Genomic DNA, 21,879 nt, shown 5'->3' on the forward strand with positions numbered 1-21,879 from the left:
TATTAAAAATGATCATACATGCTACTTTTGGTGAGCATTACCAACATCCACAGCTAATAGATATATCAATATTGATCAAAAATGATTAATATTGATCAAAAGTAAGCAAATACTATGAACTTTCAAGAAAGGAAGAAAAAAATTCTTGCGGCGTTGGATGAGGCGGAAAGCCTTACCGTATTCGAACTGGCCGAAATCCTGGAAGCATCGCCAGCAACGATCCGGCGCGACCTGGGGGACATTGCAGAGGAAGGATTGCTCATACGTACCCATGGGGGCGCTATGAAAATGGAAAACCCGGTATTGACCGGGTTTTCGGAAAAGTCGGGTGTTAATAGCCCGACCAAGGAGCAGATCGCGGAAAAAGCTGCCTCGTTCGTGCAGGATGGCGATATCATCTTTCTCGATTGTGGCAGCACCGTATTTCAGATGTGCCGGTTTTTGAAAAAGAAAAGTATTCGTGTCATTACCAATTCACTGCCTATCCTGGCTGAGTTGATAGACGTTCCGTCGATCCAGATCAACCTCATCGGCGGGGAGCTTAACAAGGCGCGCAAGGCCGTCCACGGCGACAAAGCAGTGCAGCATATTAATGGTTACCATGCTCACAAGGCATTCATCGGCGTGGATGGTCTGTCGGCAGAGAACGGCCTTACCGCGCACAGCGAGCATGAATCGACCATTACAACGGCATTTATCCGCAATGCGGGGCAAGTGATCCTGCTTTGTGATGCCTCCAAAATCGGCAGGGACAGTTATGTCAAATTCGCAGAGCTTTCAGCCATTCACGCGTTGATAACCGATTCCAGTGCCGACGAGGCGAAAATCAAAGCATTGCAACAGAACGGGCTGAATGTGGAGTTGGCTGGCTGATCAGACGAGCACCGAACCGCCGTCGGTGACCAGGATTTGGCCGGTCGCAAAGGGCTGCTTCATGAGGTAGATATAAGTTTGCGCAACCTGGTCGGCCTCACCCACATGACGCACGGGTAATGCAGCCGCGACCTGGTCATAAAATGCATCGCGCTCCGTTTCGTCCATTGACGACCATAAGTTGGTGCGGATCACGCCGGGGGATACAAGATTTACACGTACCGGGGCCAGTTCCACGGCCATTGCCCGCGTGAAACCGTCCATCGCTGCACATATGCTCGCGCCTATCGACCAGCCCGCGTTCGGGCGTGCGCTGACGATCCCGCCAGTGAGTACAATCGAGCCCCCCGCATTGATCCGGGGTGCCGCGTATTTGACCGCCATGAATGCACCCCAGTAACGCAGCTTGAAAAACTCACGGGCACTATCAACTTCCGTATCGGCGATTTTACTTAACAAAAGGCTTTCGCCAGCCGTAAAAACGAGGTGATCGAACATGCCAATTTCCTCGAAAACCCGTTTGATCGACACCTCGTCCGAAAGATCCGCCTGCATTCCGAAACCATTGCCGGGCAATTGCGATACCGCATTTTGTACCCGCGCAGCGTTGCTCGATACGATGATCACGTTTGCGCCTTCCGCCGAGGCCGCTTTGGCCGTAGCCAGTCCTAACCCTGAGCTACCGCCCAGGATTACTACTCTTTTTCCATAAAGGGAGAATTCTGAATTTGAAGTTTCCATTTGTATTGAATGTTTTGACAATACAAATCTCCTCTACCGGCCTGCCAAAGCACTTAACAAATGGTAAAAACGGTTTTCAGCGCAGGCTTTTGCGAATGCGGCTGAGCGATTGCGGCGTAATACCGAGGTAGGAAGCGACGTCTGAAAGCGCCACACGGGTAGCTATATCGGCCTGCCGCGACAGAAACTGCTGGTACCGCGTGGCCGAGTCCTGACCGAGATAGGCATTGCGGATCTGTATCTTTTCGAGCAGTGTCTGGTTGGTAATCGTGTCGATCACCGCTTTCAGGTAAGGCACGCGGGTGTAGAGCGCCCATAGATCGGCTTTGCTAATGCTCAAAACCTGCACATTACAGGCCGCGCAAATGCTTTCGTGGGCCGTCACGTGGTTATTGAAGCTGTTCAGAATGGTACAAAATTGGGTTTCCTTCAAAAAGTAATGCGTTACTTCATTGCCCTTTTCATTGGTAACCATAATCCGCAGCACCCCATTCAGGACAAAAAACATTTCCTGGCAAATCTTTCCGCCTTTGAACAGCACATCGCCTTCCCGGAACTGCCGCACAGCGAATGCATCCAGGATTATTTCCTGATCAGCGGGCGGGATCGTGTGGGTGAGTTGGAGGATCGAAAGCAATCGCTGCGGCATAAGTCATTTTGAAAAGTTTTATTCAAATATAATATCCCCAAAAACAAAAACCCTGCGCTTGCTAGGTACAGGGTTTTGCAATAGTCCGGTTCAGGTTTTAATAGCCTTCGTTCTGGTACATTTTCTCCGGGTTCAGCTTCGTTTCGTCAAACGGGATCGGATAATAGCGGTCCTTTTTGCCGAAGTTGCTGAGCTTGGCAATGCCAAAATTCTCCTGTTTTTTGCTTTTGAAATAGGCCACCAGCTCATCGGTCGTGAAAAAACGCAGCAGGTCGAACCAGCGGTGGTTTTCGAATGCGAGCTCCACGCGTCGTTCGTGCAGGATGGCCAGTTTCAATGTCGGGTAGTTGGCCGCATAGGTCGCATTAGCCTTTGAAGCTGCATATTTGGGTAACCCGGCCCGCTCCCGAACCTGGTCGAGGAAACCGATAGCGGCAGGCTCGTCTCCCAATTGCATGTTCACCTCGGCGAGCATCAGGATTACGTCCGCATAGCGGATCAGGATCCAGTCATTTCCGCCGTAACCGTTGGTCGTAGCGGCCGAGCTGGCATCGCGGTATTTGGTGATAAAATAGTCCTTCACGATCGGATCGTTGGCATATTTGATGGAGAAGTCTTTTCTGGCGTCACCTTCTTCGTAGTCCTGCACCAGATCGGGCGTCACATTACCGCCCGAGCCCGAAGAGGCAAACAATGAGTTGATCGTCTCGCCCTTCGCCTGGTTGTTGCGGGCAATGGAAGACGAAAAGTTGATATCACCCTGCTTGTTCACGATCTGGAAGATAATTTCCGCATTCGTCGATTTTTTGGCTACATCAAACACATCCACATAAGGCACTTCCTTCAACTCCCCGAACGAGCGCAGATTATACGAGGCCAGCAGGTATTTTTTGGCTTCATTCAGGTTTGCCGTACGGTTGGCAGCGTCCAGCGTGGTCGCCATTGTCAGATACACCTGGCCCAGCAATGCATTGGCGGCATTTTTGGTCACCTTACCTTTGGTATTGGCCGTCTGTTTGTCCGGCAACGTCGAAGCTACCGCGTCTTTGAGGTCCTGTACGATCTGGTTGTAGACTACATCCTGCTTCTCACGGTAAGTTGCAGCTGTTACCTCCTCTGTGCTGAGCAGTTCTTTGGTTACCAAAGGCACATCGCCCCATTTGCGCACGAGATGGAAATAGGTCAATGCGCGGATGAATTTGGCCTCAGCCTTGTACTGCTCTTTCAGGTTGTTATCTGCAAATGCTACCCGCTCGATACCCGCCAGCACCTGGTTACAACGCGTCACCATCTGGAACAGCGTCAGCCAGTGCGATTTCAGGTAAGTATTGCTGGGCAACAGCGAAAAATCATTGAACTGGAACGGCTCGCCCGCGTTCGACTGGTTGTCGTTTCGACCGGTGTTGTCCGAACGCTCTTCGCTGAACAAACCGCTGTTCTCTCCGAGACCATTTCCGTCGCGAAGCGAGTTATAGATACCGTTTACGGCCAGGGCCACGTCGTCGGGCGTCCTGTAAAAAGTGGGCGCCGACACCGCATTGGGATTTTCCTGGTCCAGGAAGTCATTTGAACAACCCGACATGGCTACCAGCCCGAATGCGGAAAATAAAGTATTGAAAATGTATTTGCGCTTGATCATCTCTTCTGCTGCTTAAAATGTAATACGGGCACCAATGTTATAGGCACGCGCGAGCGGGTATTTTCCATAGTCGACACCCGGCGTCAGGTTAGCTCCGTTGTTGTAATCCACCTCCGGGTTGTAGCCCAGGTATTTCGTTAAGGTAAAAGCATTGTCGACACCTACATACAAGCGCAATGCACTGATCGCATTATGGGTAAGACTGCCAATGCTGGTCATGTTATAGCCCAATGTCAGGTTGGTACATCTGAGGAAAGAACCATTCTGCAAGTAAAAGGTCGACAAACGCGTGCTGTTGCTTTGCGTGCCTCCACGCGAAGCGCGGTACACGTGGCCGTCGCCCGGTTGCGATTCGGAGCGGTAACGGTTTGCCACCTTCGCATACTGGTTACCCGATCCTTCCATGTTGTACAGGTAGTAATCCTGCCCATCGAGCACCTTGTTTCCATATGTCCCGTTGAAGGAAGAGCTGAAATCGAAGTTTTTATAGTTTGCCGTGATCGCAAAACCGTAGGTAAATTTCGCATGCGGCGAACCGATTACACGTTTGTCGGCATCGTTTACGACACCATCATTATTAACGTCTTCGAAATACAGGTCACCCGGACGAAGCGGATTGGTAGAAGCCGTCGAACGTGCGGGTCCTTTCAGCTGGTAACCTGCCGGATACGACTGTGTGGACGAGTTATAAGCTGCATTATCTGCCGCGATATTTTCCATATCCTTCTCGCGAACCATTCCTTTTACCTTGAAACCATAAAACATACCGATCGGCTGACCTTCCTGCGTAATATGCGTCAGGTATGAACGCTCGGCGCCATTGGTGATGATCGTACTGGCACCACCCATATCGAGTACTTTGTTTCGGTTCACAGAGATGTTACCGCTCACATTCAGGTCGAAATCCTGGGTCGAGATCACGCGGGCATCCACTTGAAGATCAATGCCTTTGTTCTGTACCTTTGAGTTGCGAAGGTTGGTCAGAATCGTCGAAGCACCGGAAATCGCCGATAGCGGCTGATTGAATAACAAGTTGAACGAGCGGCTGATGTAATAGTTTGCCATGATCGACAAACGATCGTCAAATAGGCCCAGGTCAGCTCCGAAGTTGTACTGCGAGGTCGATTCCCAGCCCAGGTTCAGGTCTTTGATACCCGTGGCCCACATAGCGGTATTCACAGTACCGTTTCCGTACACTACCCCGCCCGGCGCAGCCATGGTTTGAAGGAAGTTGTAGTTACCGATATTGTTGTTACCGCTCAATCCCCAGCTGGCACGAAGTTTCAACGTCGAGTTATTGCCTAATGCATCTTTGTAGAACTGCTCGTTGGAGATATTCCAGCCGGCAGAAACCGACGGAAAATTACCCCAACGGTTGTTCGGGCCGAAGCGCGACGAACCATCGGTACGGAACGTTGCGGTCAGATAATACTTACCATCGTAGTTATAAGCAGCACGGGCCAGGTATGAGAGCAAGGTCCAGTTCACCTTACCGGTTTGGTCAGCTCCGGTATTCAGTGAGAAAAGGGTTGCATCTGCGCCTTTTCCTGTAATTTCCTCGATGCGGTCGTTGGAAAATCCCCGGGCGGTAACCGAAACGATGTCGCGGTTGTTTTCCTGCGCAGTATAGCCTATCAGACCGTCGACACTGTGTTTACCAATTTGTTTTTTGTAGTTCAAAGTAAACTCGGCCAGCTTGTCCATTTGCGTGGTCATCTGCGATACGGCATTTGCCGCCGCAATAGCCTGGGGCGATCCCGGAGGATTCGCGCCGCTGCTGAGGCTGGTCGGAGCGTAGAATTCATATTTCTCGTTGTAAGTCTGCAAACCGAGGTTGACTTTGAATGTCAGGTCGGGGATGATCTCATAAGTTGCAAAACCATTGAACGTCCCGCGTTGACCTCTGCGGTTGATGTGCGTCTCAGTTGCCAATGCCACCGGGTTCTCAATGGATTGGAAGCCGTACGCCGAGCTTAGAGCAGCCGCCTCGTTCTTCGAAAGGCTGCCGTCTTCATTGTAAGCCTTGAAAATCGGCATGTAAATCAATGCCCCAAGGATCGGCCCTTTATCGAAACGGCCTTCCTGAACCTCGCGGTTGGTATTATAAGTAAATGCGAGATTGGCCCCAACTTTCAGCTTTTTGTTTATTTCGGCATCGAGGTTGGTCCGGAAGTTGGTTCGGTGCTGGCCGGTGCTCAGGATTATGCCCTGCTGATTGAGCTGCCCGCCGCTGATCGCATATCGCAAACCGTTTTTCCCGCCGGAAAATGAGATATTATGACGATGCACAGGTGCATTGCGGTACAGCTCGTCCTGCCAGTCGGTATTGTATTTCGGAGTAATCAGTTTCTGATTGGCGAAATCGTACAAATCCGTAGGAATGCTCACCGAACCCGCATTACCCACATTTTTAATGCGGGTAGCATTGTCGTCGGAGTACATTCCGTCGTTCCATGGCTTGCCTGCATTCACCGTCAGGTCGTGGTAGCTCGCATTGCGGCCATCGATCATCAGCTGGCCAAACTCGGAGGAATTCAGCAGATCGACCTTCTTGCTCAGCTGGTGCACGCCAAACTGGTATTCGTATTCCAGCCGGCCTTTACCTTCCTTTCCCCTCTTGGTGGTGATCAACACTACCCCACCCGCTGCACGGGAACCGTAAATAGCCGCCGAGGCCGCGTCTTTGAGGATATCGATCGATTCAATATCATTAGGATTAATGAAAACATCATTACCAGCCGGGTAGCCATCGATCACATACAAGGGATCCGAGCTCGCATTCACCGAACCCACACCACGGACGCGGATCTTCGTGCCTACATAAGGTGCGCCGCTTACCTGCGAGATTTGCACGCCGGCCACTTTACCTACAAGTGCTTGTCCAACGGTGGGAGTGGTCAAATTCAATTCCTTCGCCTTCACGCTGGAAATGGCGCCCGTCAGATCGCTTTTGCGCATTGTAGAATAGCCTACCGCCACAAACTCGTTGAGCATCATCGCATTCTCTTTCAATGTAACGGTCAATGGCTCGTTGCCTGAAACCACCACTTCCTGCGCAATGAAGCCTACAAATGAAAATACAAGTGTGGAACCAGCGCCGGCGTCAAGCGAGAACGTACCCGCGGCATCGGTTACCGTACCTTTGTTGGTACCTTTTTCCAAAACCGTCACACCCAGCAATGGCTGGCCAGTCTCGTCTACCACTTTACCGGTCACGTTCATTACGCGAACCGGCTTCTCAAACATTGTCCGGCCTTTACCGGAAGCCACTGCATGCCTGCCCGGACTGAAAACCAGGATACCTGTCAAGACCAACGGAACAATTGGCAGTATCAGTTTCTTCATAATAGTTTTAAAAAATTTAACAAAAACAAGAAAACACGTCACAACCCACGTCAATACCTTTCCACCTAGGAGCTAAAAATCGAGCGCAAAGGTATTTTTCGCCTATTACCTGTATGGGATATGTTTATTATGAAAATGTAAAATTCTCAAGAACCAGAAGTAACCGGTTACCAGCTCACATGTAACTGATGAACGTTGCTTTTGCGGGACGATGTCACCGCTATTCCTTTTGAAGAAGCGCCTGTGAAAGTAAAACCTTCGAGCTCGTCGGCCTTATCAATATCCACCGAGTTAAGTACAACCTGCTCCCCTTTTTCAAGTGACTTTTTAAGATCGACAAATGTGAACCGCCAGCGTCGCCCCTCTATCTGATTTTGAATTAAGACCAAAACACCTTTCTCCGGTACCCAGTGCAAGTTCTGCACCCAAGGCCCACAGGTAAACTTCTTCACGAGTACACCCCGGGCGCTCGTTTTACCTACTTTTTGTAACATAGCCGGATCATAGAGGCGCACCTCATTTCGCTTGTCGCCGTAATCGGCCGTCGCCACGAACCATTTGCCGTGGTACTGAACATACTCCGGCCTTGTCCCCTGAATGCAGGCGTCGTCCTCGACCGTACGGATCAGATTACCGTCGAGCGTGCCTGTTTTGAGCAACCCTTTCCAATCGACCTGGTAAATCACAGCCCGCCACGAGGTACCTTCCGTATTCAGGCGGATGCTGTTGCCGATAAATACCGGTAACTTGCCGTGCCTGGCAATACCCGTCGGATGATTAATCACATCCTTGCCATCGACCGTCAGCCGGACTTCCTTTCCTGTGAATTGTAAAGAGTCGCCCCTCAGATCGAACTCGCGCACCATGCCCACTTCGCGATCTCCATAAAGATAAACCTCGCCATCCAGGAACGAGGCTCCCTGGCAGGCCCCGAGCGAATCGACGGTGCAGGAAGAAACAAGCGACACATCAGGTTTGGCAGGTATGATGAATGCGGAAATGGCCGTGAAAGCCACGCCTCCCGCGCCCAGGAATTTTAGTAGCTTCATTTTGATATGGGTATTAAAAAAAATGGCGGGCACAAGGCAAAGCCCTGCACCCGCTTGAAAATGAGAATTATTACCAAAGTGGTTGTTTCAACTTCACGAAATAGATCGTGTTGCGGTCTACTGCGCCGGTAGCGGGCAGTAATTTCTGCGCATACACACCGCCTGCTCCTACCACGCCAAAATCGTCGTCATTGGAAATGGCAATAGTTGTGGAGTTAATGATCGTGATTCCTTCCGCCTTGTCGTGTGGATAAAGGGCCGGAATGTCGGTCATCAGATCGGCCACCAACGTCTTCGTAACGGGTTTAATACCATTGGCAGCGAGGTTAGCCGATGTTTTCAGTTGTTCAACCGTGAGTCCGCCGAACAGCTTGCCGTTCACGCCATTGGCCGGATCGGAAATATCGGTAGCATTGCCAATATTGATCTTATAAACTTTCTTGACCACGGTTGAGCGGTTCGCATTGGTGGCATACTCACCATCACGTTCGAGCACGAGAAAAGTAGTGTTATCGATGGCCGCGATCTCGCTGTTCGCCTGCAAGTTGGCGCGGTCGATCAGGTACACATATTCCTTACTGACGCCCGTAGCAATGTCAAAGCTCAGGATTCGTGTCACCAGCGAGCCCGAAACCTCTGCTGCCGATGGATTGTAGAGTGGAAATTGCATGATACCGACCAGCGTTTTGCCGTCGGGAGTGATCGTAAGTCCTTCCATTCCGCGATTCGGGCGTCGTTTGGCAAAAACCAGGGGCATCCTGCGGCCACCCGTCCCGTTTCCAAATGGGTTGATACGCTCTATCGTCCTGCCATTGGCATCGAAATGCACGATATGCGGGCCATACTCGTCGCTTACCCAGAAAGTACCGTCCTTCGCCATGGCGAGACCTTCGGAATCCAGCCCGTCGATGCTGTTCGGCAGGGTGTTGTTGTTCACATCCAGCGCCAGTTCGCCGCTGTAACCAAATCCGGGAGGATTAGGGAGGCCGTTGAGTTTGATCCCGCTCTCATTTTTAAGCTCAATGGTCTTTTCCAGCACCAACTGGTCACCCATTAGCCTGAACTTGCCGATTTGCGGCGCAAAACCGGGATCCGCGAATACTTTGGAGTCGGCAACCTTGCCGTCGATATTGGAACCGCGGTCGGTAAGAAGGTAAAAGGCTGTGTGATCGTTCGGATCCTGTACGACGGCCGATCCGAAACCGCCATTGTAAACCTTTACATTACCGACCTGCGTAATGATTCTCGGATTTTGCGCTTCTGCCCTTTCAGGATAATTTTCATGGGGAAGGCTATGGTCGGTACAGCTATTTAATATAGCAACAGCAGCGGCTGTCGAGATCAGGGAAAGTAAAAAGGGTTTCATCTGTATCCAGGTTAGTTTGCGTAAAACTACACTGGCCGATTTTACCCGAAAGTTAATTCAAAGCACGCCAAATCAACATTTTGTTAAGGCCTACCTCCGGCCTTTCCCTCTGAAACTGGGCGGCTGGATATAGAATTCGACAGTCGCTGCAAGCCCGGAAGTGCGGACCGGCACTGCGTCATGAACCATTTTGTTTGAAATATTCTTACGGTAACCGCCGAAGACCTCCACGCCTCCGAAGTTTCCGAACCTGCGGTTGTAGGAAATGCCCATATCGACATCTATACGGCGGCAGACATCAGGCGTTCCCACCGCGACACGGTTAAGGTAATACGTCCGCGTAACGGCTTCGGCTTTGAAATAGAGCAGATCGCTGGGTGAAAGATTATGACGCCATGCCATTTTCTTGGGTAACATAATCTCAACGCCTTCTTTTTCAGAGAAGTTATAATTGAAGAGAAAAACTGGCAGTAAAGTCAATTTGTAGCTTTTGTTGAAAATGACACCCGCCCCGATTTCCTTGTTGGGCGACTTTCTTTTCAGGTAGGATGCAGAAACGGTGTAGTTGAGCGGAATTTCCTTTGCCGAAAGCATGGCAAAATTGCCCGTTTTGTTGATATGGGAGGTCAAAACCAGCCATGAAGTGCTGTCGAGCCGGACAAATGAGTTGAGGTCCAGCGCGAATGTCCTCAGGTTCCATCCCTCGAACTTTTTGGCAGGGTTTTCACCGCTACTCTTAAATTCCAGCTGTTCAGCCCGGTAATTAGGCCCGAGAACCAAAGCGAAGTTCTTTTTATGGATCACAGGAATCCATGCGCGGACGTACATTTCCTCGTTTGTGAAAGTCTTGTTACCACCATTGGCAAACCGATAAACCTTCCCTGGTGCATGCGTTGTACGGAAAGTGATCCATTTGGACGGTGCCATGCCTTGCAAGCCAGGCTTTTGGGCACAACAAATCATGCTTATGCCCCACAAGGACAAAAAAATCGCAAATGCCTCCGGCCTCCGAATTTGCATACTTCGCCTGTAAATGGTTGTAATAGTTCTAAGTCGCACTAAATTATTCGCTATGAGCCGGTAACGCAGCAATGCATTCATTAAGTTCCGGACGAAATCCGGAGCAGGAACGCACCACTCATATACGTTGAGCCAACATAAATTAATAAACGATCCGAAAGCCATTTTCGATGTAAGGGAAAGCTCTTTTTTAATCGGAGCGCAATCTCTCCTCCCGCTCACGAAAAAGAAAGTGTTCAAAAAACGAACGGGAAAGGACATTGTTTGAAAACTATAAGCAATGTTTTGAAAGTATTAATTCCGATAGAAAAGCGCGTGCTAATTTTGTCTTTTGCATTAAACCCCATTTTCTGACATGATACAAGCAAAAGCATACGCAGCCCAATCACCCGAGACCGACCTGGCGCCATGGGAATTTGAAAGAAGGGAGGTTGGCCCGCACGACGTTCAGATTGAAATCCAGTACTGCGGCGTCTGTCACTCTGATCTTCACCAGATCAGGGACGAATGGTTTCCCGGTATTTTCCCGATGGTACCCGGACATGAGATTGTCGGAAAAGTCATGCATGTAGGCGCGCACGTGAAGAAATTCAAAACCGGCGACCTTGCCGGCGTTGGCTGTATGGTCGACTCCTGCCAGGTTTGCGAAAACTGCAAGGACGGCCTGGAACAGTATTGCCTGGACGGTAACACGCAAACTTACAACAACCTCGACCGCAGCGGTGTGCCCACTTATGGCGGGTATTCCAACACGATCGTCGTACGCGAGGAATTTGTCCTGTCGGTTTCAGATAAGCTTTCTCTGGCAGCCACCGCCCCTTTATTGTGCGCCGGCATCACCACCTATTCCCCGCTTCGGCACTGGAAAGTGGGCAAAGGGCATAAGTTAGCCGTCCTGGGCCTGGGTGGTCTTGGCCACATGGGCGTAAAATTCGGCGTTGCATTTGGCGCAGAAGTAACCGTGCTCAGCACCTCTGCTTCAAAAGAACAGGCTGCAAAAGACCTTGGAGCCCACCATTTCGTAGTCACCTCTGATCCAGAGCAGGTAAATGCAGTAAAAGGCAGCTTCGATTTCATCCTCGACACCGTTTCTGCCGTCCACGACATGGATTTGTACTTGTCGCTGCTTCGCACAAACGGGACGCTGATTAACGTAGGGGTGCCCACCGAAGCCTATTCTGTACATCCGTTCTCGTTATTGACGGGCCGTCGCAGCATGGCAGGCTCCGGCATCGGAGGCATTGCTGAAACGCAGGAAATGCTAGATTTTTGCGCAGAGCACAATATCGTATCCGACATTGAGCTGATCGATATCAAAGACATCACCGCGTCCTACGAACGTATGCTGAAAGGTGATGTGCGGTACCGGTTCGTGATTGATATGGCTACTTTGTAATCTTCAATCCCGGCGCCGGATTGACGGTGCCGGGAATGACCTTGAAAGACATCAATCCATGTTCAGATCCTCCGTCCTTTTTTGATGAATTGCAGATTTATACATCCTCATCTGCGCCTCAACAACCCTTAGCTCCTCGCATGACAAATCGGGACGGCGCTTTTCGGTTTCAAGTTCGGCCAGATACTTTTTGGTTTTGAATTCATGATACGCCAGATTGGCATTTGATCTCAGCAATCTCCATACAATGAAAGTCAAATACCCAAAAACGGGCGCGCAAACCGATAAGATTCCCTTTGACGCAAACTCCGGGAGGTGGAGGATAATCGTCGAATAGAATGATGCTATCGCGGTTACCGAGCTGTCGGCCCTGCTAACTGCCCTTCTTTTTCGAGTTCTGACAGGCGGCATTTTTAGTCAAAAAAATCCAGAAGTTCCTCCGCCTGGCCCTTGCGGTGATGTTTCCCCAATGTAATCGTCTTACCATTTCTAAGATTGGTAAAGGTAACTTCGTCTTTAAAGAAGATCGAGATGTATTTGATTACAGAAAACAATCCCCAGCTTCCGGTGCCGATCATGATGGCCCACGAGACATAGTCTGTTAATTGCATAAAGTGTCGTTTGATTGATTAAGTGCCTTTGTTTCAATCAAATGTATGGCATGCTTTTTGGCTTTCAAAACAAATAAAATACCGTTTATCCTGCGGGACCCTAAGTATCTCTGAATGACAAAATGTGCCATCCGGATCAATGTCCGAATGGCACATTATTCCGCAGGTTTCAGCAGGTCTGCTCTCCCAGAAAGTCATTCGCCTCGTCCACAAACCGATCTGCGTACTGACAGAACGTATCGTGCCTGCATCGGGATATCACTTTGTCAGGTCAGCGTTGTCGACCCGCTGGCAGGGAGCTTTCCGGCTTCGCGAAAGCATTTCAGATTTACGGTCTGCTCCGGTCTTTCTCGTACTAACGGGAAGTGTAAGGTCCGTGTATCGCCTTGATCTTCAACTGCTCGTCACGATCGTCAAGCACAAAAACCCTGTAACTGTCTCCCCCATTTGCGACGCGTATCACGATATGTCCGCTATCACTTTTCAAACGGTTGAGCATTTCCCCGATCACCAGCTTGTTGGCTTCGAGCATCCCCGTGGCAAATACATCCCGCTCGCCCTGGTAAATGCCTTGGGAATAAATACGATCGAGGACGTCGTGGCCGGGGTGATCCGATGACCACACGGGGATTACCAGCACACGCGGCCGCAGCGCCCCGAGCAGGAAGTCGTTTTGTGAATCGCGGTTGCCGTGGTGATCGAGAATGTGTACATCCACCGGGCCGACTGCCTTTGCCACAGGCGTTTCTACGTCATGCCAGGCTGGAACGCCGGGCTGCAAAACGCCTGGGGTGTCGCCTCCGGTGAAGTAATCAAACTTCCCGTAGCTGATCCTGGTGGCAATGCTGCACATGTTTTCACTGGGATATTGCTCGGGTTTCAAATCTTTCAGCTCGGGAAAATGCTTACGGGTAGTGTTACCCATGCCGGTCCAAATTTCGCCATTGGCAGAAATATTCCGCACTTCAAACAGGTTCCTATATTTCTGCGGATCATGTAATAACACAATCTGGTCGGTACGACCTGGAACGCTTGTCTCTACACGCATTCCTTTATTTTTGACCTGCCAATTAAGGAACGTGCGGTAATTGCCCATCATCGTATCCCTGGATGGAGTCGGATAGGCGTAGTCGGGCCAGCCGCGATCGAGGATCTTTTTCACGGGCACAAATTCCGCTACCTCCGTAATGCCCGCCAACAAATAATTTCCCTGCTCCGACTTCCTGGAAATCGAAGAAGGCGACCCCATATGATCGTCATGAAAGTGGGTCATCAGCGCATAATCCACCACGGGCGTTTTGGCTACATTGCGGATATACCGGGCGATCCACTCACCTGGTTGCCGCTCCGCGCTGGGCATCGCCTTTGTGTTCCGCGCACTTTGCGTGCGTGCCTCCGTCGGATCGAGTGCCCCTGCATCCACGAGAAATGTGGTGCCATCCGGCAGGATCATAAAAGTGGCATTCCCCATTCCCGTGCTGATATGGTGAATATCCAGCTCGCCTTGCTGCCAGGCCGGCAGCCTCTGGCCGACAGTCTGAGCATGGGCTACCGCCGGCGCATTGAAGCCCAGCCAGAGGATGGCCAGGCCCGTTTTTATAATCATGGAGCACTTCATGCGATGACTAAGAAGGTTGGTCTTGTATTTCCAATGCATGCAATTTATCAAACTCCCGGATCGTCTTTCTGATCTGTTTCGGGTGCACGCCACTATACCGGATTTGCAGCAAACTGGCTTTTTCGGGGTCCAGGTTTTTTAATTTCCAGTACTTAGGATGCGTCAGTCCGATGGGCGGTCTGAATTCTTCCTCTTTTTGGTCTTTGATCAAAACATCGACCTGGATACTTACTTTCGAGAGGTCGTCGGCCAGTACGCCCTCCACTTTTACCTTCACGGCTCTTCCGGTTTCTAAAACAAATATTTTCTCGTGTGTCATCTCACATCCAAACTTAATTCGGCGCCAAAGGTAAGGAGCCGAATCAAGATAGCGGATGCTTTAACAAAATCTTAATTTTCATTGAACGCCCCACCAGTTTTTTATTGCATAGGCACCACCGCCTGACTGGCTGGCAGCTTGCGCCGGGGATGGCGTTACCCCAGGACTTTTTCCAGGATCGCCACCAGATCTTCAAAACGGCCCGGCTTGGTATAAAACTGGCGCGCCCCGAGATTTTTGACCTGTGCTATCGTTGCGGCATTGGAAGAAGTCGACAGGATCACCACCGGGATTTTACGGAGCTCTTCATCCTTGTTGATCTCCGTAAGAAACTGCTGCCCGTTCATTAGGGGCATATTCAGGTCAAGAAAAATAAGGTCAGCTTCGACTTCTCCCTTTATGATCTGGCTCAAAGCCTTGCCGGCACTATCCAAGACAGTGCAGCGGACAGGCTTTTGGGTACATTCCAGGGCGGTCAGGAAAATTTCCTGATCATCTTCATCATCGTCGATTAGGAGAATATTCTGATAGGGCATTAACCAGGGGTATAAAGAGATCTCGGCGCAAATTATATTACAACAAGGCCTAAATCAAGTAAATCTTTACCATAAACATTAATATACCTATATCTTGCAGTTTTAAATCCTTAAACTCCTGACAAAACAATATGTCATTCCAGGGATACCTCAAAACAATTCTCGCCAAAACCGGCAAAGGCCCCGACGATTTCAGGAAGCTGGCCGAAGAGAAGGGCTTCACGGCCAACGGACAATTAAAAGCCACAACAAAGGCGGGCGACATTGTACAATGGCTCAAAACCGAATACGACCTTGGCCAAGGACATGCCATGGCTATCTATGCATTATTGAAAGGTATTAAGGACGAAAACAGCGACTAGCACAGCGGACGGCCAGATACATCGATTCCGCTTATTGAATGTCCTGGTAACGCCCCTGGTTCAGGTCGCCGGTTTCATAACCCTTTTTAAACCAGTACATCCGCTGCTTGGAGCTGCCATGGGTAAATGCGTCGGGAACCACGTAGCCTTGCGATTCTTTTTGAAGCTTGTCGTCGCCAATGGCATTGGCGGCCGTCAGGGCAGCTTCCAGATCGCCGGGTTCGAGGATATTTTCCATCTGGTTGGCATGATTGGCCCACACACCCGCCAGAAAATCGGCCTGCAATTCCAGCTTTACCGACAGCCTGTTGTATTCGGCCTCACTTAGCCTTCCGCGCTGTTCCTGTACCTGCTGCGAAATACCCATCAGGTTCTGCACATGGTGCCCCACCTCGTGCGCCACCACATAGGCGACGGCGAATTCTCCCGGTGCATTGAACCGGTCGCGCAGTTCGTCGCAGAAACTAAGATCGATATAAACCTTATGATCGGCAGGGCAATAGAATGGGCCCATAGCCGATGATGCCCCGCCGCATGCACTTTGCGTCGCATTTGAAAACATCTGCAGTACCGGTTTTTCATACTCGGCGTTGTTCTGCTTATAGATCTCCGTCCATACATCCTCAGTGCTTCCCAGAACAGCAGAAACGAATTCCGCTGTCTTATCGTCCGGACGCGGGCCAGCCGGCCGGTTTTCAGCCTGCTCGGTTTGTGCACCCTGTATGTTGGACAAGATCTCCTGAGGGTCCTGACCGGTAAGCAATCCGATAGCGACCACGATGATCACCCCGATACCACCTAATGCAACTTTTCCCCCGCCCGACATTCCGCGGCGGTCCTCGACGTTGCTGCTTCTGCGTAAATCCTGCCAACGCATGTTGTTGATGTATTTTAAGTTAATGATAAAATCTAATACGGGGCGGTCTCCCGAACCCGTTGCATCCAAATATAGAAATAATGCCAGCCATGGAAAGAGACGGGCAGTGATAATTTTACAACAGACGCCCCGGTGTACAAATATTAGTGGACAAGACTACAATTTGTAGATTTTGTAACGCAGTTTCTCCATACAATAACTTTTAAAACCGTTAAATAAGTAATTCCAAAACATCGCTCAATAAATTCTTCGGGCGAAGTTTGATGTAATTAATTTTAGGCAACTGAAGTTAATCTAATTAAATCAGCTTATGACTTTCACTAAACCTTATTTTGCAGGATTCGAATATCACTCCAACGAAGTCTGTAAGTTCCTGCAGACGTACAGCACGTTCACGCTGATGCTGACGAACGGGACGATCATCCATCACCAGCCTGAGCGGGCACTGGACTTTCAGCGCTGGCTCAACTACCACAAGATCGAGGACATTCGCGTGTCCATCAGAAACAACGACCTGGCGCTCGCCGAACAACAGCAGTAGCACGTCTGCTGCTGCGAACCTGTTACCTACAACGTTCCTCCCCTTTTCTTCTCCTTCCTGTCTGCCAGTAAAATCGTGCCCTGCACAAGGCCTTCCCGCCTTTTTGTACTATTTTTAATAAATATTAAATTATATTTTTAGCGGGACGGGCTTTACGGGTGGTATGAAACATGTTAAAGTTGTCTTTTTGTCGGTAATATCAGCGGCGTATTTCTTTTCTTGCTCCCCTGAATTGCCCGAGGATGTGGAGGTTGCCATGCAGGAGCTGCCCGACAAGCTGGATTACAACCAGCACGTAAAACCCGTACTTTCCGACAAATGTTTTGCATGTCATGGCCCCGACAAGGCTAAACAAAAAGGTGGTCTGCGCCTGGATATGGCCGAATCTGCATTCCACAAAGTGTCTAAAAATTCAGGGCGAACGGCGATCGATCCCGGCGACCTGGCCGATAGTGAATTCTTCCATCGTATCATATCCGCAGACCCGGATTATGTCATGCCCACGCCTGCATCGCACCTCACCCTTTCGGCGCGCGAGAAGGCAATTTTAATCAAATGGATAGATGAAGGCGCCCAATACAAGCCGCATTGGGCATTTGTAAAACCTGAAAAGCCGGAAATCCCCGAAACACGGCACGATAATCTGGCGGTCAATCCCATCGATCATTTTGTATTTAAAAAACTGGAAGAAGAAAAGCTGCAACCTTCGGCGCAGGCAGAGAAGGAAATATTGCTGCGGCGCGTTTCGCTTGACCTGACCGGCCTCCCGCCTACGATGGCCGAAACGGATGCATTTCTAAAAGACAATTCACGCGATGCTTATGAAAAGCAGGTAGACAGGCTGCTGGCCTCGCCGCATTACGGGGAGAAAATGGCCGTCGACTGGCTTGATCTGGCACGCTTTGCCGATTCGCATGGCTATACTGTCGACAGACTGAGGGATATGTCGCCTTACCGTGACTGGGTCATCCATGCATTCAATAAAAACATGCGTTATGACCAGTTTGTCCTTTGGCAGCTTGCGGGCGATCTGATCCCTAACCCCTCGAAGGATATGCGGATCGCCACCGCCTTCAACCGCAACCATCAGCAGAATATGGAGGGCGGTATTATCGAGGAAGAATTCCAGACCGAATACGTCGTCGACCGTACCAATACGTTCGGCGATGCTTTCCTGGGCCTCTCGGTAGGTTGCGCCAAATGCCATGACCACAAGTATGACCCTATTTCGCAAAAGAACTATTACGAATTGTTCAGCTTCTTCAACAATGTAAAGGAAGCCGGCCAGATTTCCTGGGATGATGCCCTGCCTACGCCCACAATGCTTTTACCAACCGCTGCGCAAGAACAAACGCTACGGTTTATCCAATCAAGGATCAAAACCCAAGAACAGCAGCTAGCAGCCATCCAAGGCGATGCCGGGGCCGGTTTCAGGAAATGGATCGATGCCGGCAGCTACCGTAATCTGGCTAGGGAACAACTTCCCAAGGCCGGTTTACAGGCACATTACAACTTTGACAACAGCTCCTTGCAGAATGCGGCCAATCGCAAAGCATCCGGGGTGATGAAACGGGAAGCCGGTTCTCCGGGCGGAGATCCCGTATTTACAGCTAAATCTGACGGCAAGGCCCTTCGGCTGGACGGCGACGTTTACCTCGATTTGGGCCAGGACGGTGTGTTCCGAAAATCGGAACCGTTCAGCATCGGGATTTGGGTAAATATTCCCAAAGAACTCAAAGAAGGTGTGATCCTGCACAAAAGCCAGGCCGAACGCCTCTACAATTTCCGAGGTTATCATTTGTATCTTAAAAACGACCGTCTTGAACTAAACATGGCGCACACCGCGCCTTCCGACGCCCTTACGCGGATCAGCAAACAGCCTGTCCCCAAAGATCAATGGGTACAATTGACAGTCACATACGATGGCTCCTCCAAAGCGGCGGGTTTGAGATTATATGTTAACGGGCGCGAAGCGGCAATGGAAACGACAATGGATCAGTTGACGAAGGAAATTTTATTTAAATCAGCGGTTCAACCAGGTTTGCAGATCGGGGCCTGGTGGCGGGGGTTCGGATTAAAAAATGCACAAGTAGATGACGTTACCGTCTATAACCGGGAACTGACGCCATTTGAAACCGGTATTCTGGCCGGTAAATCGGCCTGGTCGGCAATCGCCTCTAAAAATGCTGCAACCCTGAACGCAACCGAGTTGGCCGCATTGAAAGGCTATTATATTTCGGCAGTCGATCCTGCTACCGCGAAGGCACGTGCTACCCTGCGCGACGCACGAACGCTGCTCTCGGATTCTACCGAGCCTATCCGCGAGCTGATGGTGATGCAGGAAATGCCCAAACCCAAACAAGCTCACATATTAGTTCGCGGAAATTATGATGCGCCAGGTGAAAAAGTGTTTCCGTCGACACCGGCTTCGATTTTGGAATACCCGAAAAATTTACCCAAAAACCGTTACGGCCTGGCTAAATGGCTCACCCACGCCGACAACCCGCTCACCGCACGCGTGGCTGTAAACCGATACTGGCAGAATTTCTTCGGAACAGGCCTTGTCAAAACCACGGAGGACTTCGGTAATCAGGGCGAGCTACCCACCCATCCGGAGCTACTCGACTGGCTGGCAGTTACCTTCCGTGATTCGGGTTGGGACATCAAAAAACTCAACAAGCTGATCGTGATGTCTGCTACCTACCGACAAGATTCGCGCACCAGCAGGGAGGTACGCGAGCACGACCCCGAGAACCGCCTGTATGCGCGCGGACCCGCAAACAGAATGTCAGCAGAGATGATCCGCGACAATGCACTAATGGCAAGCGGATTGCTGAATACCAAAATCGGCGGAAAGAGCATAAAGCCCTACCAACCCGAAGGGCTATGGTCGATCAACAATACTACTTATACCCCCGATTCGGGCAATGCAGTTTACCGACGCAGCTTGTATGTGATCGTAAAGCGCTCGGTGCCCAATCCTACGCTGGCCACCTTCGATGCCACCTCGCGAAGCTTCTGCGTTGTGCGTCGGCAAAAAACCAATACCCCGTTGCAGGCCCTGGTGACGCTCAATGATCCGACATTCGTGGAAGCAATGGCGGTAATGGGTGAGCAAATGACCCGAATGGCCGATCCACGCCAGTCCATCACCACTGCCTATCGCAAGCTCACCGGTCGTAAACCACCTGTGAAAGAGATTGAGCTGCTACTCGCATTGCGAAAAACGCAGGAAACTAAATTCAGGAAATATCCCGAAAAGGCGGTCGGTTGGCTGCGTTCAGGACAGCATTCCATCGACAAAACACTCGATCCCGCATTGCTCGCCGCCAACAGCGTAATTGCCAGCACCATTCTCAACTCCGACGCCTGCTTAACCAAACGATAACCATGCAGCACCATCATCAAGACGAAGACTTTCGCCTGCATACCCCCGAGTTCAACAAACTTCACCGGAAACTGGACCGCCGCCGCTTCCTAACCCAGACTTCGCTCGGGCTCGGCGCGGTGGCCGTAGGTTCCCTATTCGGTCTGGACAAGCTCTACGGCTCAGCTGCACGCCAGTCGGTGGCGCAATCCGGCGCGGCAGCCGCCGGCGACCTGGAATCGGAAATTCTGAAAGCATTGCCGCATATTGCACCCAAAGCCAAACGCGTCGTGTATCTGTTCATGGCGGGCGGACCATCCCAATTCGAAACATTTGATTATAAACCTAAACTGGTTCAAATGGCCGGGCAAAACCTGCCCGATTCGGTACGGAAAGGCCAGCGCCTTACGGGTATGAGCGCAAGTCAGAGCGTACTGCCGATGGCACCTTCCATTTACGGGTTCAACCAGCACGGCAAAACCAAAACCTGGGTGAGCGAGCTGCTACCCTATACGGCCAAAGTGGTCGACGATCTTTGCATTGTCAAATCCATTTATTCGGAAGCGATCAATCACGACCCGGCAATTACCTTTTTCCAGACAGGTAATCAGCTTCCCGGCAGGCCCTCGATCGGTTCCTGGGTGAGTTACGGCCTCGGTACCGATAATAATAACTTGCCGACTTTTATTGTTTTGGTTTCCAAAAATGCCCCTAAAGATCAACCGCTTTACGCACGTCTGTGGGGAAACGGGTTTCTCGAATCACGGCACCAGGGCGTGCAGTTCCGGTCGGGCAAAGATCCGGTGCTTTTTCTGAATAATCCCGAAGGCTACGACGGCCATGACCGGAGGGAAATGCTCGACTACCTGGCCAAACTCAACCAATTGCAAAACGATGCCTACGGCGACCCGGAGATCAATAACCGCATTGCGCAATACGAAATGGCATTCCGAATGCAGACCTCTGTCCCGGAAGTAATGGACACATCCGGCGAACCGGATGACGTTTTCGAACTCTACGGCCCCGATAGCCGCGACCCGGGCACTTACGCGGCCAACTGTCTGCTGGCCCGCAAACTGCTCGAAAAGGACGTCAAATTCGTGCAACTATACCATCAGGGCTGGGACCAGCATGGAGGACTCCCGAAAGCCATCGCCCAGCAATGCAAAGCGACCGATCAGGCGACGGGCGCATTGATCATGGATCTGAAACGCAGAGGCCTGCTCGACGATACGCTGGTCATCTGGGGAGGGGAATTCGGGCGGACAGTCTATTCCCAGGGCAAGCTCAGCGCCACCGACTACGGCCGCGACCATCACCCGCGTTGCTTCACGATGTGGATGGCAGGTGCCGGCGTCAAATCGGGGATTAGCTATGGAGAAACCGACGATTTCAGCTACAATATCATCAAAGACCCGGTTCATGTCCACGACTTCCATGCCACGCTGATGCATTTGATGGGCGTCGACCACGAGCGGCTGACCTATAAATACCAGGGCAGGCGCTTCCGGCTGACGGATGTGCATGGAAAGCTGGTCAAAGATATTCTGGCCTGATCTGTTGTTTTCGG

The 21,879-nt window shown here is 50.8% G+C and carries 18 protein-coding genes; 6 read left to right on the forward strand and 12 right to left on the reverse strand.

All coding sequences use genetic code 11. From position 1 onward, the window contains the following. The first annotated feature begins 114 nt into the window (after positions 1-114). Positions 115-873 carry a DeoR/GlpR family DNA-binding transcription regulator gene (locus AAHB90_RS13235; protein WP_342085654.1) on the forward strand — a complete coding sequence of 253 codons (759 nt, stop codon included), beginning with the start codon at positions 115-117 and terminating at the stop codon, positions 871-873. Here the strand turns inward: AAHB90_RS13235 and AAHB90_RS13240 are convergent, their stop codons facing one another. The 7 genes from AAHB90_RS13240 to AAHB90_RS13270 form a co-directional block, all read right to left on the reverse strand. Beyond that, entirely contained in the window at positions 874-1,614 is a 741-nt protein-coding gene (locus tag AAHB90_RS13240) for an SDR family oxidoreductase (protein ID WP_342085655.1), read from the reverse strand. Between the two features lie 76 nt (positions 1,615-1,690). Then, positions 1,691-2,263: a Crp/Fnr family transcriptional regulator gene (locus tag AAHB90_RS13245; RefSeq protein ID WP_342085656.1), complete on the reverse strand. Its 573-nt coding sequence runs from the start codon at positions 2,261-2,263 to the stop codon at positions 1,691-1,693. Positions 2,264-2,360: 97 nt separating this feature from the next. Then, positions 2,361-3,902, reverse strand: coding sequence for a RagB/SusD family nutrient uptake outer membrane protein (locus AAHB90_RS13250; protein ID WP_342085657.1), 1,542 nt, complete (start codon positions 3,900-3,902; stop codon positions 2,361-2,363). A 12-nt stretch (positions 3,903-3,914) separates the two neighbouring features. Then, a complete protein-coding gene (locus tag AAHB90_RS13255) occupies positions 3,915-7,247 on the reverse strand; it encodes a SusC/RagA family TonB-linked outer membrane protein (RefSeq protein WP_342085658.1) in 3,333 nt (1,110 codons plus the stop codon). A 167-nt stretch (positions 7,248-7,414) separates the two neighbouring features. Beyond that, positions 7,415-8,296 (reverse strand): hypothetical protein, encoded by an 882-nt coding sequence (locus AAHB90_RS13260; RefSeq protein ID WP_342085659.1) that lies wholly within the window; start codon positions 8,294-8,296, stop codon positions 7,415-7,417. A 70-nt stretch (positions 8,297-8,366) separates the two neighbouring features. Then, positions 8,367-9,662, reverse strand: coding sequence for an esterase-like activity of phytase family protein (locus AAHB90_RS13265; protein WP_342085660.1), 1,296 nt, complete (start codon positions 9,660-9,662; stop codon positions 8,367-8,369). 90 nt (positions 9,663-9,752) lie between these two features. After that, complete coding sequence (locus AAHB90_RS13270; protein WP_342085661.1) at positions 9,753-10,589, reverse strand: hypothetical protein; 837 nt, start codon at positions 10,587-10,589, stop codon at positions 9,753-9,755. 448 nt (positions 10,590-11,037) lie between these two features. Here AAHB90_RS13270 and AAHB90_RS13275 point away from each other — a divergent pair, with 448 nt between their 5' ends. Further along, the gene (locus tag AAHB90_RS13275; protein ID WP_342085662.1) at positions 11,038-12,078 is read left to right on the forward strand and encodes an NAD(P)-dependent alcohol dehydrogenase; all 1,041 of its coding nucleotides are present in this window, start codon (positions 11,038-11,040) and stop codon (positions 12,076-12,078) included. A 413-nt stretch (positions 12,079-12,491) separates the two neighbouring features. On the opposite strand, the gene AAHB90_RS13280 is transcribed toward AAHB90_RS13275, so the two are convergent. From AAHB90_RS13280 to AAHB90_RS13295, 4 genes are all read right to left on the reverse strand, one after another. After that, entirely contained in the window at positions 12,492-12,689 is a 198-nt protein-coding gene (locus tag AAHB90_RS13280) for a hypothetical protein (protein ID WP_342085664.1), read from the reverse strand. 355 nt (positions 12,690-13,044) lie between these two features. Continuing rightward, entirely contained in the window at positions 13,045-14,307 is a 1,263-nt protein-coding gene (locus AAHB90_RS13285) for a ComEC/Rec2 family competence protein (protein WP_342085665.1), read from the reverse strand. Positions 14,308-14,314: 7 nt separating this feature from the next. Further along, positions 14,315-14,626, reverse strand: coding sequence for a hypothetical protein (locus tag AAHB90_RS13290; protein ID WP_342085666.1), 312 nt, complete (start codon positions 14,624-14,626; stop codon positions 14,315-14,317). Positions 14,627-14,781: 155 nt separating this feature from the next. Then, positions 14,782-15,162, reverse strand: a complete 381-nt coding sequence (locus AAHB90_RS13295; protein WP_342085667.1) for a response regulator — start codon at positions 15,160-15,162, stop codon at positions 14,782-14,784. Positions 15,163-15,293: 131 nt separating this feature from the next. On the opposite strand from AAHB90_RS13295, the gene AAHB90_RS13300 reads away from it, so the two are divergent. Next, complete coding sequence (locus AAHB90_RS13300; RefSeq protein ID WP_342085668.1) at positions 15,294-15,524, forward strand: DUF4287 domain-containing protein; 231 nt, start codon at positions 15,294-15,296, stop codon at positions 15,522-15,524. A gap of 31 nt (positions 15,525-15,555) precedes the next feature. Here the strand turns inward: AAHB90_RS13300 and ypfJ are convergent, their stop codons facing one another. Continuing rightward, on the reverse strand, positions 15,556-16,401 hold the full coding sequence (gene ypfJ / locus AAHB90_RS13305; protein ID WP_342085669.1) for a KPN_02809 family neutral zinc metallopeptidase: 846 nt from the start codon (positions 16,399-16,401) through the stop codon (positions 15,556-15,558). Between the two features lie 310 nt (positions 16,402-16,711). Here ypfJ and AAHB90_RS13310 point away from each other — a divergent pair, with 310 nt between their 5' ends. The 3 genes from AAHB90_RS13310 to AAHB90_RS13320 all read left to right on the forward strand — a co-directional run bounded on the left by AAHB90_RS13310 (position 16,712) and on the right by AAHB90_RS13320 (position 21,865). Further along, positions 16,712-16,942, forward strand: coding sequence for a hypothetical protein (locus AAHB90_RS13310; protein WP_342085670.1), 231 nt, complete (start codon positions 16,712-16,714; stop codon positions 16,940-16,942). Positions 16,943-17,105: 163 nt separating this feature from the next. Then, positions 17,106-20,330, forward strand: coding sequence for a DUF1553 domain-containing protein (locus tag AAHB90_RS13315; protein ID WP_342085671.1), 3,225 nt, complete (start codon positions 17,106-17,108; stop codon positions 20,328-20,330). Between the two features lie 2 nt (positions 20,331-20,332). Further along, a complete protein-coding gene (locus AAHB90_RS13320; protein ID WP_342085672.1) occupies positions 20,333-21,865 on the forward strand; it encodes a DUF1501 domain-containing protein in 1,533 nt (510 codons plus the stop codon). Positions 21,866-21,879 lie beyond the last annotated feature (14 nt).

Source organism: Dyadobacter sp. OTU695 (assembly GCF_038440355.1).
Classification (GTDB): domain Bacteria; phylum Bacteroidota; class Bacteroidia; order Cytophagales; family Spirosomataceae; genus Dyadobacter.